Origin of the sequence: Lacihabitans soyangensis, assembly GCF_024343775.1 — a bacterium.
GTDB classification, from domain to species: Bacteria; Bacteroidota; Bacteroidia; order Cytophagales; family Spirosomataceae; genus Leadbetterella; species Leadbetterella soyangensis.
This window is the reverse complement of sequence record NZ_RJUF01000198.1, coordinates 57,227-76,621: the sequence shown is the minus strand read 5'-3', so window position 1 is coordinate 76,621 and position 19,395 is coordinate 57,227. Positions and strand designations below refer to the sequence as shown.

General features: G+C 42.2%; 1 protein-coding gene. It reads right to left on the bottom strand.

Annotation, left to right across the window (positions count from 1 at the left end):
• Positions 1-65: 65 nt before the first annotated feature.
• A complete protein-coding gene (locus tag EGI31_RS25155; protein WP_255039967.1) occupies positions 66-19,286 on the bottom strand; it encodes an SdrD B-like domain-containing protein in 19,221 nt (6,406 codons plus the stop codon).
• Positions 19,287-19,395 lie beyond the last annotated feature (109 nt).

The window sequence follows — 19,395 nt, the reverse complement described above, 5'->3', positions numbered from 1 at the left end:
TGCTGATTATAAACAAAAAAAAACGCCCCTGAAATAGGGACGTACTGTGTTTATTGGGTTATTGTTTACTTGGTTTTTGTTATGGTGAATGGTAGACATATTTCGGCCTTACAATCACAATTTTCTTGGACAATTATTGGGCAGCAATTGCCTGTAGAACAGGTGTTTCCATTAACTATTACGGTGTAATTTCCCCCTCTTGTGGCCGTGTAGGTTGAACTCGTGGCACCTACAATGTCCACCCCATTTAGTTGCCATTGATAAGTTCCAAAACCAGCTGGTGCGGTTAAAGTAACGCTTTCGTTTTTGGCTGGACATATCTTAATTGGCACCGAGACAAACGTACTTCCATAGTCGTCTTCAGTCGTAATTTTATTACCCGGCGTAGAATCTATATCGCCGTAAGTACCAGTTAATACCCATGCAGTCAGAGGCATTTGTCCGCCCATGTTGGTCATTACTCTCGCTTGAATAGTGAGGGTATCGAAGCCTGAGTTATTCAAGGCAACATTTGACCAAATGTGTGTACTTGGGTTATAGGTTCCTGAGGTAGCGTTTGCCGAAACGAACTGTAAATGAACTCCTAGACTATCTTTCACGGAAATAATGTCTGTTACATTGAGCGTGTCATTTCGTCCCACAATTACCTGATAAGTAATGATGTCATTTATTTCAGCTGAGCAAAGGCTTGTTGCATTGACTCTTAAACTTAAATCAACTTTTGCAAGGATCACTTCCGTAGAATCACTTGGTCCTGTTTGGAAAGGATTAACATTGTCTGAAATATCCGTAACTACACTATCCAGCGGGTCCGTACCGTAAACTGTAGCAGAGTTCATTACCTTTCCATTCATAACGTCGTTTGCGGTCAAGATATACTGTGCCACCGCAAAGCCGGTTTGGCCTGGAATTAGTGAATCTGGAGAAACTGCTATCGGATTCGAAGAAATAAGTGAATCAATAATGAAAACATTTTTTAGGGTGGTATTTCCGGTATTTTTTACGGTAAAACCATAAGTGATGAAATCTCCCACAAGTCCTTTGCCAACCAATGCACCGTCTTTGATTAGGTTAATTTTTGAATCATAATTTACAAATCCAGCATCGATATTTGAGAAATCTCTACCTGAGTTGTTTATTGGTAATGAGCTGTTTATGAAAATGGAGTCTGTCATCCCTGAAATGTTGTCGGCATCAGAATCTTTGCTATCATCAGAGCCAATATCTTTTAAGCTGGCATTAGTTCCGATGGGTTTTACAAACTGTATTTTGTAGTTTCCACCTATGATACTGTCAAAGCTGTAAACTCCCAAAGCATCAGAGATAGTCGAATCTATTCTAACATTGGCATTATCTAGCAGGTAAATTCTAATATTGGCTAAGCTCAAATCTCCACTAGACTGAATATTGTTAAAATCTTTATCATCAAAGACTTTTCCTGAAATAGAACCAAAGTTGGCAAAACCGATGTCATAATGTTCTCTTGTGCGAAGCGTATCCGAAATGGACTTGGAAACATCAATGCTGATGGTTTCTGACCATGCCGATAAACTAAAATCACTATCTAGCGTGTCTATGGCCATGTTTGATGGCGTTACCATGGCCGAGTTTGGAATCTTAAAGCGTACCAAATAAGTCCCTGTAATTAAGGAGTCGAAACGGTAGGCACCATTGATATCTGTAACAGTGCTGTCCATCATTATATTTCCTGTGCCAGTATAGAGGTAAACGGTTTCGTTAGCAGAATGAGTTTCCGTAATTTCCTGAACACCATCATAGTCGTTGTCAACCCACGCTATGCCATTAATTGATCCAAATCTGACTTCTATGACCTCTGTAGTTGCAGTGGCTGTACAGCCATTTACACCTGTGGCGGTAACCGTATAAATACCTGGTGAAGAAATACTTACGGAGTCGTTTGTTCCTAAGGAGTTCGACCAAGCAAAGGAAGTGCCTCCATGGGCTATTCTCAAAACACTGTTTTTCAGGATGCTTATGGTGTCATTGCCACTTATGTTTACTACTGGAAGACCAATGTTCTGAACTATTTCGAAGGATTGGCTCGATGTGCAACCATTAGCTCCAGTTACAGCCACTGTGTATGTTCCTGGATTAGAAATAGTTACGTTAGGGTTAGTTCCTAAGCTGTTAGACCAAACGTAAGAAACTCCGCCAGAGGCCGTCAAAGAAACAGATGTAACAGAACAAGTGAGCGTATCAATTCCGGAAATTGCAATAGTTGGCAGAGACCCATCCTGACTTACAACTGTGGTGTCATTCGTAGCACAACCGTTGGCAGCAGTAACGGCCACGAAATACGTTCCTGGAGCTGAAATATTTGCTGTAGCATTATTTCCAAGTCCACTTGACCAAGCATAAGAAACACCACCTGAGGCAGTTCGTGTAACGGTGGTCAAGGCACAAGTCAAGGTGTCTGTTCCGGCAATCGAAACGGTTGGAGCGGTGATATTTTGAATCACAACTGTGGTGTCATTTGCAACACAACCATTGGCAGCAGTTACGGCGACGATATAAGTACCTGGAGCTGAGATGTTGGCTGTGGCATTATTTCCAAGACCGTTAGACCAAGCATAAGAAACTCCACCTGACGCAGTTCTGGTGACAGATGTTAAGGCACAAGTCAAAGTATCTATTCCTGCAATAGAAACAGTTGGAAAGGTAATGTCTTGATTCACAACCGTTGTAGCAGTTGCCGTACAACCATTTAGAGTAGTTACAGTCACTGTATAAGTACCAGGAGTTGAAATATTCGCAGTGCCATTGTTTCCAAGTCCATTAGACCAAGCATAAGAAACTCCACCTGAGGCAGTTCTGGTAACCGCCGTCAAGGCACAAGTCAGGGTATCATTTCCGGCAATAGAAACAGTAGGAGCAGTGATATTTTGACTTACAACTGTGGTGTCGTTCGTAACACAACCATTGGCAGCAGTAACAGCCACGAAATAAGTTCCGGGAGCTGAGATGTTGGCTGTAGCACTGTTTCCAATACCATTAGACCAAGCATAAGAAACTCCACCTGAGGCAGTTCTGGTGACGGTTGTCAATGCACAAGTCAGGGTGTCATTTCCAGCAATCGAAACGGTTGGAGCGGTGATATTTTGACTTACAACTGTGGTGTCATTCGTTACACAACCATTGGCAGCAGTAACGGCCACGAAATAAGTTCCAGGTGTTGAAATATTTGCAGAGGCAATATTTCCAAGACCATTAGACCAAGCATAAGAAACTCCGCCTGAGGCAGTTCGTGTAACGGTGGTCAAGGCACAAGTCAAGGTGTCTGTTCCGGCAATCGAAACCGTTGGAGCAGTGATATTTTGACTTACAATTGTGGTGTCGTTCGTAACACAACCATTGGCAGCAGTAACGGCCACGATATATGTTCCTGGAGCTGAGATGTTTGCGGTGGCATTATTTCCAAGTCCATTAGACCAAACATAAGAAACACCGCTTGAGGCAGTTCTGGTGACTGTGGTCAACGCACAAGTCAGGGTGTCATTTCCGGCGATTGCAACAGTTGGTACAGTAATATCTTGATTTACAACTGTCGTAGCAGTTGCTGTACAGCCATTTAGGGCAGTTACAGTTACTGTATAAGTTCCTTGAGCTGAAATATTTGCTGTGGCATTATTTCCAAGTCCATTAGACCAAGCATAAGAAACACCGCCTGAGGCAGTTCTGGTAACAGATGTTAAGGCACAAGTCAAAGTATCTGTTCCGGCGATTGAAACCGTTGGAGCAGTGATATTTTGAATAACAATCGTGGTGTCATTCGTGACACAACCGTTCGCAGCAGTAACGGCCACGATATAAGTTCCTGGAGCTGAGATGTTTGCGGTGGTATTATTTCCAAGACCGTTAGACCAAGCATAAGAAACACCACCTGAGGCAGTTCTGGAGACTATTGTCAAAGCACAAGTCAAGGTATCATTTCCAGCAATCGAAACCGTTGGAGTAGTGTTATTTTGAATTACAACCGTGGTGTCATTCGTCACACAACCATTGGCAGCAGTTACTGCCACGAAATATGTTCCTGGGGCGGAGATGTTTGCCGTTGCATTATTTCCAAGTCCGTTAGACCAAGCGTAAGAAATTCCACCTGAGGCAGTTCTGGAGACTATTGTCAAAGCACAAGTCAAGGTATCTGTTCCAGTAATCGAAACCGTTGGAGAAGTGATATTTTGAATCACAACTGTGGTGTCATTGGTAATACATCCATTGGCAGCAGTAACGGACACAATATATGTTCCTGGAACTGAAATATTTGCGGTGGCATTATTTCCAAGTCCACTAGACCAAGCATAAGAAACACCACCTGAGGCAGTTCTGGTAACAGCGGTCAATGTACAAGTCAGGGTGTCATTTCCGGCGATTGAAACAGTTGGTACAGTAATATCTTGATTTACAACCGTCGTAGCAGTTGCTGTACAGCCATTTAATGCAGTTACGGTTACTGTATAAGTTCCTGGAGCTGAAATATTTGCTATTGCACTATTTCCAAGTCCATTAGACCATGCATAAGAAATACTACCTGAGGCAGTTCTGGTAACCGCGGTCAATGCACAAGTCAGGGTGTCATTTCCGGCGATTGCAGGTGTTGGCGGAGCAGTATCAACAGTTACCTCGACACTGTCTAAGGCGGTACAGCCACTGGCTAAATGAGTTTTTGTGACATAATAGACGGTGCTAACACTTGGATTTGCTAGCGGATTTGATATTGTTGAGTTGCTTAATCCGTCCACCGGAGTCCATAAATACGAGCTAGATGGGTCATTAACTTCCCCGACTAATGCTCCGCTTGGATTGCTTACACAAGTTTTTACAAAATCAAGCCCAGCATTGGCGATCGGAATTGTAGTTTCTACTGTTACTGTTACCGAGGCAGTAGCAGTAAAGCCATTTGCCAAGTTAGTTTTCGTTACAACATAAACTGTTGTTGCGGTAGGATTGGCTACGGGATTTGAAATACTACTTGAACTTAAACCAGCTGAAGGACTCCAACTATAACTATGGTTGGCCTGCGGACTCTCTCCAATTTGCTGACCTGAAGTGTTAATTAAACAAGTTTTTGTAAAATCACTTCCAGCAACTACCGTTGGTACGGTATTATCTACAGTAGCAGTCTCCTCATCTTGGTCATCCTCTGCTGGATTGTCATTGTCTGGAGTACTATTTGGGTCGTATTCATTTACACTTTTTACTTGTGCAATGTTGGTGTAATTGACTCCAAAAACTGGTGCCATTACGGTAGCTTGATAAGTAAAGTTGAGGTTGTTTCCTACTGCTAAACTAGCTATATTCCAATTCAATGTGTCGTTCAAGAATACCCCCGAATTGCTTATATTTGAAATGTTACTGAAACCATTTGGAATAGCATCTTCGATTACCACATTCCTGGCCGTATCTGGTCCGATATTTGTTAAGTTAATGGTAAACGTTACCACTTCACCCACTATTGGATTTGGGTTATTGATGGTTTTGGTTAAACTCAAGTTTGCTATTCGCGGGTTAGTAGTTACCGAACCCTGATCGTCTTCTGTAGGATTATCATTGCTTGGTGTACTGTTTGGGTCATACTGGTCGGAACCAGTGATCTGAGCTGTATTGGTATAATTTACTCCAACAAATGCTGGTCTTACTTTTACTTGATAAGTCAGAACAAGGTAGGCACCATTGGCAATGGTTAAGTTGTTCCAATTGACCGTATTGCCCGTTATTACACCAGCATGACTTGCATTAGCAACATTAGAATATCCATTTGGCGTAATGTCTTCCACACTGACATTTGTGGCAGCATTTGGCCCAGAATTGTGTAATGTCAATGTAAATGTGATGATATCACCAACATTTGGTCTCGTGTTACTTGTAGTTTTTGTAATGCTTAAGTTGGCTACATTTGGTACGGCGGTAACTTGTGATTGATCATTTTCTCCTGCCACACTATTTCCAGGTGTACTGTTCGGGTCAAATTGGTCGACAGCCATCACCTGGGCTATATTTGTAAAATTAATACCAGCGGTTGGAGCTTCTACCATAGCCTGATAAGTGAGTACTTGTGATGCTCCATTGGCTAAACTGAATATGGTCCATTCAAGATTATTACCAACAAAAGTTCCGGAGTTGCTAACGTTGCTAATATTTGAATAGCCGTTAGGAATCACATCCTGAATGAGGATATTGGTGGCAGCATTTGGGCCAAAATTTTGAACGGTAATACTGAATGTAACCAAATCTCCGGGATTAGGCGTGAGGTCGTTGATTTGTTTGGTAAGAACCAAATCAGCCGTTTGTGGTGTTGCCGTTATTTCAGCTTGGTCGTCTTCTGTACTGATATGATTGTTTGGTGTACTGTTCGGGTCAAACTGATCAACGTCTACTATTTCCACCACATTCCTATGGCTTATCCCAACACCTGATTGTTCCACAGTCGCTTGGTAGGTCAACACTATATTTGAACCATTGCCTAAACTAGGAATTGTCCAGTTGATAGAATTTCCAGTAAGATTCCCAGTATGGGAAATATTCGTGATGTTGGAATAACCATTCGGAACTACGTCTAACATCGATATATTCGTTGCTGTAACCGGTCCTGCATTATTAACAGTAATGGAAAAAGTAACCACATCGCCATTCAAGGGATATAAGTTGCTTATTTGTTTGGTAATACTCAAATTGGCCACTTGCGGAACTGTGGTTACTTGTGACTGATCATCTTCCAAACTGTTGTTATTGTTCGGTGTACTGTTAGGATCAAATTCCGTAACGCCGGTTATTTGAGCAATATTTGTAAATGAAGTACCTATTAAAGGTGCTTGAACAACCGCCTGATAAGTCATTATTTGGCCACCTCCGTTATTCAATGCACTGATGTTCCAAGTCAAGATATTTCCCGTCAAAATTCCTGAGTGACTTATGTTCATGATACCTGCATATCCATTCGGAATGGTGTCTTTTATGACAATATTATTGGCGGTATTCGGACCTAGATTGTTTAAACTTACCGTAAAAGTGACCGTATCACCCACTTGTGGGGTCAGATTGTTAACCTGTTTCAATAAATTCAAATTGGCCACCTTTGGCACTGAAGTAACCTGATCTTGGTCGTCTTCCGACGGATTGTCATTGTTTGGAAGGCTGTTGGGGTCAAACTGGTCGGAGGCTGTAATTTGAGCCACGTTGGTATAGTTTATACCCGCTATTGGTGCATTAACAGTTGCTTGGTAGCTTAATATTAAGTCTGATCCGTTGGCAACGGATAATCCAGTCCAGTTGATTGTATTGCCAGTTTTGATACCTGAATTATTGATGTTAGTAAGGTTCAGATATCCGTTTGGTACAATATCTTCAACCGCTACATTGGTTGCTAAATCAGGTCCGGCGTTGTGTACCGTTATGGTAAATGTTACCACCTCTCCAACATTTGGAATGGCATTGTTAATTTGCTTTGTCAAACTCAAATTCGATCCTTGCAGTGTAGCAGTCACTTCTGACTGATCATCTTCAGTGCTCACATTGTTGTTTGGGCTACTGTCTGGGTCATACTGGTCAGCAGCAGAAACTTGGGCAATATTGTTGAAAAGAATACCTGGACCTGGAGTCAGTACAGTTGCCTGATAGGTAAATGATTGATTGGCACCCATTGGAAGGTTGGCCAAATTCCAAATGATAGTATTTCCATTAAGTGTACCGCCATTGCTGATGTTGTTTATGTTGCTGTAACCATTGGCCACCAAATTAGCTACCGACAGGTTTGTGGCAGTATTTGGTCCTTCATTCTGAACACGAACAGTAAATGTTACCACATCTCCAATTGTTGGTAGTACGTTGTTTATTTGGTTAGTTAGACTCAAATCGGCCACTAACGGCGTAAGAGAGGCACTGGCTTGGTCATCCTCTAGGGCATTGTTGTTGTTCGGGGTACTGTCTAGATCTTGTTCGGTAGCTGCTGTCACTTGAGCTACAGTTGTATAATTTGCTCCTACAAATGGTGCCAAAACCGTTGCCTGATATGTAATGGCTCGATTAGCATTGTTTGAAATATTTGCTAGATTCCAGGTGATTGTGTTACCTAATAGTGTCCCGCCATTGCTAATATTACTGATGTTGTTGTAGCCATTTGGTACAATAGTTTTTATCTCCACATTAGTTGCTGGACTTAAATCCGCATTGGTCAAATCCACGGTGAAGGTTACCACATCTCCAACATTAGGGCTTGTATTGTTTACGAGGTTGGTTAATGACAAATCTATTATTGGAATCGGGAAAGTGGTCGCACTACTTTCATTATTAGAGGTATTTTGCTCAGGTTGGTCACCAGAAATATTGGCAGTATTCAAATAAGCACCAGGAGCTACAACCCTAGCCGAAATTATGAGCGTTTCAATTGCTCCATTCAACATGTTGCCTACAGTCCAGTTTGAGCCAACCCAAGTACCGGTAGTGGCCGTAACGCCAATAAGCTCATATCCTGTTGGTAGAACATCCGTAACCACAACGTTTGTAGCATTGGTTGGACCAAAGTTTCTGGCTTGTACAGTAAACTGAATAGTGTCTCCAACATAAGGATTTGGGATGTTTACAATTTTGGTTACCGCTAGGTCGGTTACCGCAAGACCAAAGTTATTGCTACAAGAGCCTTGTCCGGCTGCAGTAAATGCGGACATTCTGTAACCAGTAGGAGATGGACTGGGATAAGTAAGTGAATATCCGGCAGGAATTGGTTGAGCTAGCTGGGTAATATATTGGCTCGCTACAGCAGGCTGCAGATAATCCACTTTTATATTATCGAAATAGACCAAATCACCTGGTATCATAAGAGAACTTCCTGAAGTCACAAACCTAATAGTAGTAGTGGCGGAAATAAAATTACTTATGTCAAAAGTTTGAGAACCCGATTGGTTGCCATCAGCACCGGTGAATCGCTTAAGCAATGTCCAATTAGAAGGGCTTGCTGAATTGGCTATTTGCAAATCTACAAAGTCATTTACTTGTAAATCAAGGTTTTGCTCGTTAAAGTCTAAAGTCAAGTTGGCAGAAACCGCATTTGCGATATTTAATGTCCTGTAAGCTCCACTAACAAGACTTGCATTGGATTGAATTCTAAGACCTGTGATGTTCGAAATTTGAATGTTATTTTGACCAAAAGTACCTGTGTCACCAATTTTTATCCAGCTGGTAGTCCAGTTGGTAGAGCCATTGCTTTGGTTTGCCGTCGTACTGAAATTAAACTGGTCGAGATAATTCAAAGGCGTGGTTTGCGGATTAATTACAAATGAGTAGTAGCCATTGATATCCGTTAATTCCGTATCCACAATAGGCTCTCCTGAGTCAATAATGCCGTTTTTGTTTAAGTCAGAAATTAGGTTTACAGAGATGTTATCTAGGCCATTTTCGCCAATTCCGAATGTCCCGTCGTTGTTGCTGTCAATATGAACTGTTCCACTTATTTCGTTGATAAGTGGTGAAGAAGCACACGAAACGGTGACATTTACAAGTGCGATGTCGCACAAGGTTGGATCTTCTAGACTACACACTCTGTACTCAAACTGATCGGTTCCAGTAAACGTTGGATTAGGTGTATACTTAATAGTTCCGTCCGAATTTATTGCCACTGTACCATTTGTTGGTGAAACCGTTACGCCAACAAACGAAACACTTGCTGTATCAGGTTTGCCAATTATGTCATTTCTCAAAATATTGATATCAACACTTTGATCAATTGAGGTAAATGAGTTGTCATTGCTTGCAATGAGCTGAGGTAAAACACCGAGATTATTGTCTTTGTCACATACACCCAAGACATTGAAAATAGCTGTTTGGGTGTTTAGCGAAGAAGGTAGATAATTTCCGTTGGTATTTGAAGTGTTCACTTTGGCAATGTAACAAATTGGCGGATTTTTGTAGAACGAAAGTTCGATGTTATCAATCCAGAAGAAATCATCTGAAGAAACTGAGCCATTCGTGATAAATTTTAAGGTATTTACTCCATTGGCATTGTAGGCGGTTATGGGTAGATAAACATTGGTGTAGTTTAGGTCTGTTCCTACTGCCAAGCCATCGTTTAAAGCAAAAATGGTAGTTCCATTCAATACAATATTTACCCCTTCGCCTTGCCTCTCTAGTCCTTGCCTTTTATAGCTAAATTTCAGTGTAGCATTGAGGGTATTGTTGAAAGCTAGCGATCGATTGATTTCATTGTTTGCTCCTGAAAGTCTGATGGCATTGCCCATACCACTACTTGAAGGATCAGGGATAATCTGAATATCACCAGAGCTAAACACGTTGTTATCTCCGACTTCTACCCAATTGGTGTTCCAGTTGAGGCCACCGTCGTTTCCACTAAAGCCTGCTGTAGGATCAAAGTCGTCGCGAGCGTTATTGCCATCTTTTGTACTAAAAGAGTATTTTCCTGAAATATCGCTGACAGTGGTTTGCGTAATTCCCTCACCAGGATCAATAACTCCGTTACAATTGGCATCTATATACAAATCAACGCTAACCCCAACTGCTCCCATTTCACCATTGTAGGTGCCATCATCGGGCAAGGCTTCTGCAAACACTTTTCCTCGGAACAAATTTTCGTTAGAATTGGCAATACAGGTAGAAACCCTGACTTTTACCAATGCTATATCACAAATTCCTGGATATTCTACCGAGCAAAGTCTATATTCAAAAGTATCTGTACCCTGGAAACCGTTGTTTGGCCTGTACGTAACCGTTCCGTCAGGATTGATGACTACTGTTCCGTTGGTTGGCTGGAGCAGGCCGAGTGTACTCACTGAAGATGGATTTGGTGTACACAAGAATCCATAGTCATTGTTTTGTATTTCTATAATTACTGGCGTATTGGGCTCAGTATCCGTAATGTCGTCGTTGGCTATGATTAATTGCTGTAAGCATCGTGGTTCCATGATGTAACCCACGTCCATTCCCGGAGAGCCCGGAGGTGTTCCGTTGGGGTCTTGTCCCCATATCGCTGCAATTTTGGTTCCATCACAAGTAAATACAGCCAAACCAGTTTGGTCATTGTCAGGATCTAAGATCTTGTAAGATTGTAATGCTGCTATCGGAACTGCAATGTCATAAGCCATACCACATGGACTCGTGGTTGATGAGGTATTGGATAGTCTTCCGTCGTATTTGATGTATATAGTAGTGGCAGTTGGGGCAGTAACCCACACTGGGTTATAATTTCCAGTGCCGTTGCTGCTTCCTGGGGCCCATGCCACACTTGCGAATGTAGAAAGCCTGTTTTCTGGAATCATATTGAATGACCAGTCATAGGCGGAACCATCGTTGTCAGCATCAAATACCGCAACCGCAGTGTAGGCTTCTCCATTTCTACTTTTAAATTTGTAAGCAGCGGTTGAGTTTAAGCTCAGAAAACCATCAGATTTACCCGGAATAGTTATTGAACCCGTTGTATTATTTCCAGATGTCCAATCTATAATGATTGAGGTTGACAAGTTGTTTGTGAAAAAGGCATAAACTGGAGCTGTACTAAGAGTAGTATGTGCAGGAGAGTAATACACATCTCCATAAAAATTACCTGGTAATAAGGCCATGTTTCTTGTCCCATAGCTATCTATTCCCCCGAAAACCACATCCACTCCGAAGTCATGGTTGGCTGTGAGTATCGCCCCTGATTTGATATCATTTGCATTGTTAATATCAGTCGCAATACCTGGTGTTGAGGCTGTTCCATCGTAATATATTACGTCGCCTTCATTCATTACAGGAGATGAAATATCCACTAATCCATCAGCATTATAGTCTAGGTTTACTATGGTTCCGTTTTTAGATGCCTTTACAAATATTCCGGTGTATTTAAAGGCCGCTGTTCCACCTAAAACGTTGTCTTCTCCAAAAGGAATTACGAAAAACTTACCAAACCTTGTATTGTCAAAGACATTGGTTTTTAGGGATTGAACATCAAAGTTGAAACTTCCTCCAGCAAAACCGGCATCACCTGAAATTTTGGAAATAGCTATGTCGTTAGAACTCAATATTTTATCTCGTCCATCAAATACTATTTGGGCTGAGTTTCTTGGGTTATATCTGAAATGATTGTCAATTAAAATATAACCACCTGCAGGAATGATGTCAGTTGGGTATCCAGGAGCCCAGCCATTGCCTATGATACCATCACCCCAAACTTCAGTAGTCCCTTGGCTCGGAATAGTTATATCTGTCTCGTAACCATCTTCCCAATGGTCATAGGTAATTATATTTCCTGGATATGGAATTTTTATACTTAAAACTGTTCTAGCAGAGTCACTTAAGTTACTTATGCTACCTGCACTCCAAAGAGCTTTTCTTAAAAGACTAGTATTTTCGGCAAAAGGCAAGAAGTAAATTTTGCTTTTGGTAGCCTCCGAACAGGGATCATTTAATGATTCATCAATTTGCACATAAACAGTGGCCTGTGAGCAACAAAACGAAGAGCCTGTTGAACATACAGAGTAAGTGAATTGGTCCAAACCATAAAAGTTACCATTTGGTAAATAAGTAATTTCTCCGTTTGTGCCTATCTGTATAAATCCATGACTTGGCGGTGTAACTATACTCACTTTCGTGGGGTCCTTATCTCCGAGGTCATTGTTTAAAACGGGTATTATTAATGGTGTACCTTGCAAACCAGTACCATTGTCATCGGTAGCTTCTAAGTAAATTGTGCTAATGGTGTGCGAGGTAGCCCTTGGGCCATTACATCCAGTGGCTGTGGCGGTTATAACAGAAGTGCCCGTCCACGAGGCCAAGAAAGTTATTGCACCTGTACTAGGATTGATGGCATTGCCAAAAGACAAACTCGTAGCATCCAGGGCATAAGTTATGCCTGTAGAGTTGGTTGAAGTGGCGTTATAAATAATAGTGGAGGCCGTTTGACATCTTACAGAGTTTGCACCCAAAGTAAATATGGGAAAACCTACTGTTGGTGTTACTGTAATAGTGTGTATTGTTGATTTTGGTCCACTACAGCCTGTGACAATTGCGGTAACTCTTGAGGTACCATTCCAGCCTGGTGCAAAAGTCACTGCACCAGTATTTGCATCTATCGAATTTCCACCTGCAAGGCTTATTCCGTCAAGGGTGTAGGTTAAGGATGTTTGGTAACTAGCGGTTGCATTGTAAGTTACTACTCCAGCACCCTGACATCTTGTAGAGGTGGCTCCAAGGTCAAACACAGGGGTAGTAACCGATGGGGTAGTAGTTATCACATGCGTTTGTTGGGTTGGTCCATAACAGCCGGAAGCTGTGGCAGTTACTGTAGATATGCCCGTCCAGCCAGCCACAAAAGTCACATTTCCAGTACTTGCATTTATGGTATTTCCGCCTGAAAGACTTATTGCATCTAAAGTATAGACTATACCTGTGGTATTGGCTGCTGTAGCACCGTAGAGAGTATTTCCTGCTCCTTGACATCTTACTGAGCTTGCTCCAGAGGCAAATACAGGCATTAGAACTGCTTGTGCCGTTGTAACCGTATGTGTAGCGGTTTTTGGCCCATTACAACCCGTTACCGTAACGGTTATGGTAGAAACACCAAACCAGGCTGGGTCGAAACTAACTTCGCCAGTTGCCGAATTTACGGTATTTCCAGCGGTCAAACTGGTATTGTCTAAACTGTAACTGATACCAGTATTGTTAGTTGCTGTTGCTGAATAGGTTACATTAGCCGCTCCAATACATCTATTTGATGAGCTTCCCAAAGCAAAAACTGGATTTCCGACTGTGGGAGTAGTAGTAATGACATGAGTGGCCGTTAAAGGGCCAAAACAACCCACCGCCGAAGCAGTGACTGTTGAAGTGCCAGACCAACCATTGGTGAAAGTTACATTGCCAGTTGTTGAGTTTATAGTATTGCCTGCACCCAAACTGATGACATCTAGCGTATATGTAATTGCTGTACTATAAAGTGCAGTAGCACCATAGTTTAAAGTTCCCGCTCCTTGACACCTTACAGATGAACTTCCAAGAGTAAATATTGGAGTCTCTACAGGACGAGTTGTTGTAACCGTATGTGTAGTACTTCTTGGCCCATTACAGCCTGATGCTGTAGCTGTTATTTGCGAAGTACCGAACCATGTACTCCCGTAGGTTATCTCGCCCGTTGTGGCATTTATTGTATTTCCTGCTAAAATACTATTAACGTCCAATGAGTAAGTGATGCCGGTATTGTTGCTTGCCGTGGCGGTATATGTTACACTATTGGCACTTTGACAACGATTTGAGGTAAGCCCTAAAGCGAATACTGGGGTTCCCACGCTTGGAGTTATCGTGACCGTATGTGTTGAAGACAACGGACCGTTACAACCAAAAGCCGTAGCGGTTATAGTGGATGTGCCTGTCCAGCCTGCGGTGTAGGTTACATCACCGGTTGCCGAATTTATTGTATTTCCCCCTGATAAACTAGCTGCATTTAGCGAATAAACAATGCTTGTAGAATTATTTGAGGTAGCACTATAATTTACAGTTCCTGCATTTTGGCACCTAATAGAGCTTGAGCCACTAGCAAAAACTGGAGTTGTTATGGAAGCCGTACTCGAGGAGGTATGAGTGGCTTGGGCTGTGCTGTTACATCCTGTTGCTGTGGCAGTTATGGTGACGTCTCCCACCCAGCCGTTGACATAGTTTACTCTACCATTTGAGGCATTTATGGTATTACCTGCACCTAAACTTATGGCATCTAGAGTATAGGTAATGCTGATACTGTTGGAAGCTGTTGCTGTATAAATGACGCTTCCATTTCCTTGACATCTTGTTGAACTTATTCCCAAAGTAAAAATAGGTGTTCCTACCGATGCAGTAATTGTAACTGTATGATTGGCAGTTCTAGGCCCGTTACATCCGGCAGCGGAGGCAGTAATTATTGAAGTCCCACTCCAGTTTGCATTGTATGTTACCTCTCCTGTTGTGGCATTTATTGTATTTCCTCCAGAAAGACTATTTGCGTCTAATGTATAAGTAATTCCTGTTGAATTTGTAGAAGTTGCACTATAAGAAACTATAGCTGCTCCTTGGCATCTTGAAGAAGTTGCACCCAATGTAAAGCTTGGTGGCCCTACTGTTGGAGTTATTGTCACTACATGACTCGCTGTAGACGGACCATTACACCCACTCGCAGTGGCCGTAATTGTTGAGTTACCTGTCCATCCGGCTGTAAAAGTTACTGCTCCTGTACTTGAGTTTATCGTGTTTCCTGCTGATAAACTAGCTGCGTTTAATGAATAAACTATACCGGTGGCATTGGCAGCAGTTGCCGAATAAGTCACCACTCCAGCTCCTTGACATCTTGTTGAGGACGTACCTAAACTAAAAACTGGTGTTGCCACTGTTGAGTTTATAGTAACCGTGTGACTTGCACTTGAAGGGCCATTACAACCCGCTGCTGACGCAGTAATTACTGAAGTACCGAACCAACCAGCTACAAAAGTAACTTGACCAGTGGCAGTGTTTATGGTGTTTCCTCCTGTAATACTTGCAGGGTCTAAACTATAAGTTATTCCTGTAGAATTTGAGGCACTAGCTGTATATGTCACATTATTGGCCGCTTGACATCGAACCGAGGTTGCACCTAAAGAAAAAACGGGTGTTCCTACAGTTGGGGTAATGGTTACGGTATGTGTTGCCGTTCTTGGTCCATTACATCCTGCTGCTGAGGCGGTTATTGTTGTAGTGCCACTCCAGCCCGCAGCAAAAGTTACTTCGCCAGTGCTTGCATTGATTGTATTGCCACCAGTGATACTTGCTGCATTTAACGAATATGTAATTCCGGTTGTATTTGAGGCAGTAGCACTATAATTAAGATTGCCAGCTCCTTGACATCTTACAGAAGTTGCTCCTGATGCAAATACCGGCGTTGTAACTGAAGGTGTAATAGTAACGACATGCGAAGAAACGCTTGGTCCATTACAACCAGTTGCTGTGGCTGTAATAGTTGAGGTACCTGTCCATCCAATTACAAAGTTTACTTGTCCTGTAGATGCGTTAATGGTGTTACCAGCAGTTAAACTTGCACCATCCAAAGTATAAGTAATTCCAGTTGAGGTCGTTGCGGTTGCAAAATAAGTCACAGCATTCGCACCTTGACATCGAACTGATGTTGCTCCAAGTGAAAATATTGGAGTACCTACAGAATTTGTCGTTGTAACCGTATGACTTGCTGTAGAAGGGCCATTACAACCAGTTGCCGATACAGTGATGATTGATGTGCCTGTCCAGCTTGGCACAAAAGTTACCTCGCCAGTTAAAGAATTTATGGTATTTCCTCCAGAAAGGCTACTTGCATCCAACGTATAAGTAACGCCAGTGGAGTTTGTAGCTGTTGCAGTGTAAGTGATATTAGCTGCTCCTTGGCATCTGATCGAGGTTGCTCCCAATGCAAAAATAGGTGTACCTACTGTTGGGTTAATTGTCACAACATGACTTGCCGTAGTTGGTCCGTTACATCCATTAGCAGTGGCAGTAATAGTTGAGGTACCCGTCCATCCGGCGGTGAAGGTAACTGCCCCAGTGCTTGAGTTTATTGTGTTTCCAGCCGTTAAACTAGCTGCATTTAATGAATATACTATGCTTACGGCATTGGTGGCAGCAGCCGAATATGTAACAATCCCGATGCCTTGACATCTCACTGATGTTGCTCCTAAACCAAATACTGGGGTAGTTACATTTCCATTTATCGTAACCGTATGGGTTGCACTTGATGGACCATTGCATCCAGTTGCAGTAGCAGTTATGATCGAAGTCCCTGACCAACCAGCCAAATAAGTAACTTGACCAGAAGTAGCATTTATAGTGTTTCCGGTGGTGATACTTTCGGCGTCTAAACTATAGGTTATTCCAGTTGAATTGGAGGCTGTTGCATCGTATGAAACACTTTCAGCTCCTTGACACCTTATTGAGGAAGACCCTAATGAAAAAATGGGTGTGCCTACTGTCGGGGTAGTAGTTACAGTATGGGTGGCGGTATTTGGTCCATTGCAACCGGCTGCTGTAGCTGTAATAATAGATGTTCCACTCCAAGCAGCTGTAAAAGTTACTTCCCCAGTTGATATATTTATAGTGTTGCCTCCTGAAATACTGGTTGCATCCAAAGAATAAGTGATACTGGTAGAATTTGATGCGGATGCCGTATAAGTAATACTTCCTAAAGCCTGGCATCTCACTGATGTTGTTCCCGAAGTAAAAACAGGTATTGTAACTGAAGGAGTAATTGTAACCGTATGTGTTGAAATATTTGGTCCATTACAACCAGTAGCTGTGGCTGTAATGGTAGAGGTGCCTGTCCATCCAATTACATAGTTTACTTGTCCTGTAGATGCGTTAATGGTGTTTCCCCCAGTTAAACTTGCCCCATCTAAAGTGTAAGTTATTCCTGTGGAGTTTGTTGCCGTTGCTAAATAAGTGACAGCATTTGCACCTTGGCATCTAATCGATGTTGCTCCAAGTGAAAAAAATGGAGTACCGACAGAATTCGTCGTGGTAACGGTATGATTCGCACTGGAAGGGCCATTACAGCCAGTAGCAGATACTGTTATGATGGAAGTCCCCGTCCAACCAGCCAAATAAGAAACCTCGCCTGTCGATGAATTTATTGTATTACCTCCAGTTAAACTTGCTGCATCCAGACTATAAGTTAATCCTGTTGAGTTAGCCGCAGTGGCAGTATAAGTTACATTACCTGCACTTTGGCACCTCATTGATGTAGCTCCTAAACCGAAAGCAGGTGTGGCAACTGATGGAGTTATAGTTACAGTATGACTGGCTACCACTGGTCCATTACATCCACTTGCCGAGGCTGTGATTGTGGAGGTTCCGGCGTATCCAATAGTGTAGGTTACATTTCCCGTAGCTGCATTTATAGTATTTCCAGCTGATAAACTTGTTGCATCTAACGAATAAGTGATTCCAGTTGAGTTTGTTGCAGTTGCTGTGTATACTAGCGTTTCCACCCCTTGACAACGTGTTGAGGTACCACCTAAAGAAAAAATTGGAGTACCTACCGTTGGAGTTATGGTAACTACGTGGTTTGCAGAAACCGGGCCGTTACATCCAAATGCTTGGGCTCTGATAGTTGAAGTACCGGACCAACCTGCTACATAGGTTACTTCACCTGTGGCCGCATTTATTGTATTTCCAGCGTTTGTGCTCGAAGTGTTTAGTGAATATACAATACTTGTTGAGTTACTTGCTGTGGCCGTGTAGGTTACAGGTCCTGCACCTTGACATCTTACAGATGCACTTCCTGAAGCAAAGATTGGTAGGCCAACAGAAGCTGTTGTTGTTACGGTATGAATTGCCAAAGTTGGTCCGTTACAACCACTTGCAGTGGCAGTTATGGAAGAAGTACCGCTCCAACCAGCTACAAATGTAACCTCACCAGTAGTAGAATTAATAATGTTTCCTGCTGTTAAACTAGTGGCATCTAGCGAATAAACTATAACTGTTGAATTTACAGAAGTAGCACTATAAGTCACCGTACCAGCTCCTTGACACCTGGTAGAGCTAGTCCCAAGACCAAATATTGGTGTTTCAACAGGCGGATTGATTATTACAGCGGTGGTGGCTGTAGCACTACAAGCTGTTCCGTCAGTTACTGTCAGCGTGTAAATTCCACCATTTGCCAAAGTAGTATTTGCAATACTTGGATTTTGGAGGTTTGAGGTAAAACCATTAGGTCCGGTCCATGAAAATATGGTTCCGCCAACAGACGTACCAACTAGATTTAACGAGCTATTAAAACAAACAGGCGAATCGCTTGTTGCCGAAGCTGTTATTGGGGTGTAGCATGGATGATGAAATCCTTGATCAAAATTCAAGTTTGTCGTAGAAGAAGAGAAAGTGAAAATTTCAGTAATTCCCACCTTTTCTACTCCAATCAATGCACTATTGCCGTCCGAATCAAAAATATTGGTGGTGCTAGGGTTGCTTTTGGGTGCTACTAGAAAATCTCCTCCGGGATTTCTAAATACTACGTAATAATTTCCGTTGGCCAAACCCGTAAACTGGAAATAGCCAGGATTGCCCAAACCATCGTTGGCAGTTATTTCAAACCCAACAAAGGTGTCACTTGAAGGATCTGGGATTGAACCGATGGGTTGATAAATTTCGACAGTGACATTGTTCATTCCAGAGGAGGCGGGCTCATCTTGAATACCGTTAGCGTTTATGTCCTCCCAGACATAATTTCCTACTGTCGATTGCGAAAAAGATTTGAAATTTATATTTATCAGGAGACACGTAAGAATGATGAAATAAATGTTTCTCATATTCCTAAGTGTTTTGTATTCCGTATGAGAGAAACTCTACAAAAATGATGCCACCCAATAACTAGTTTCAGGTAGAAAAAAAATACTATAAACCAAAAAAAGCCTAAAA

Coding starts and splice junctions, on each gene's coding strand:
- EGI31_RS25155 (WP_255039967.1), bottom strand. CDS start 19,286: ATGAGAAACATTTATTTCATCATTCTTACGTGTCTCCTGATAAATATA.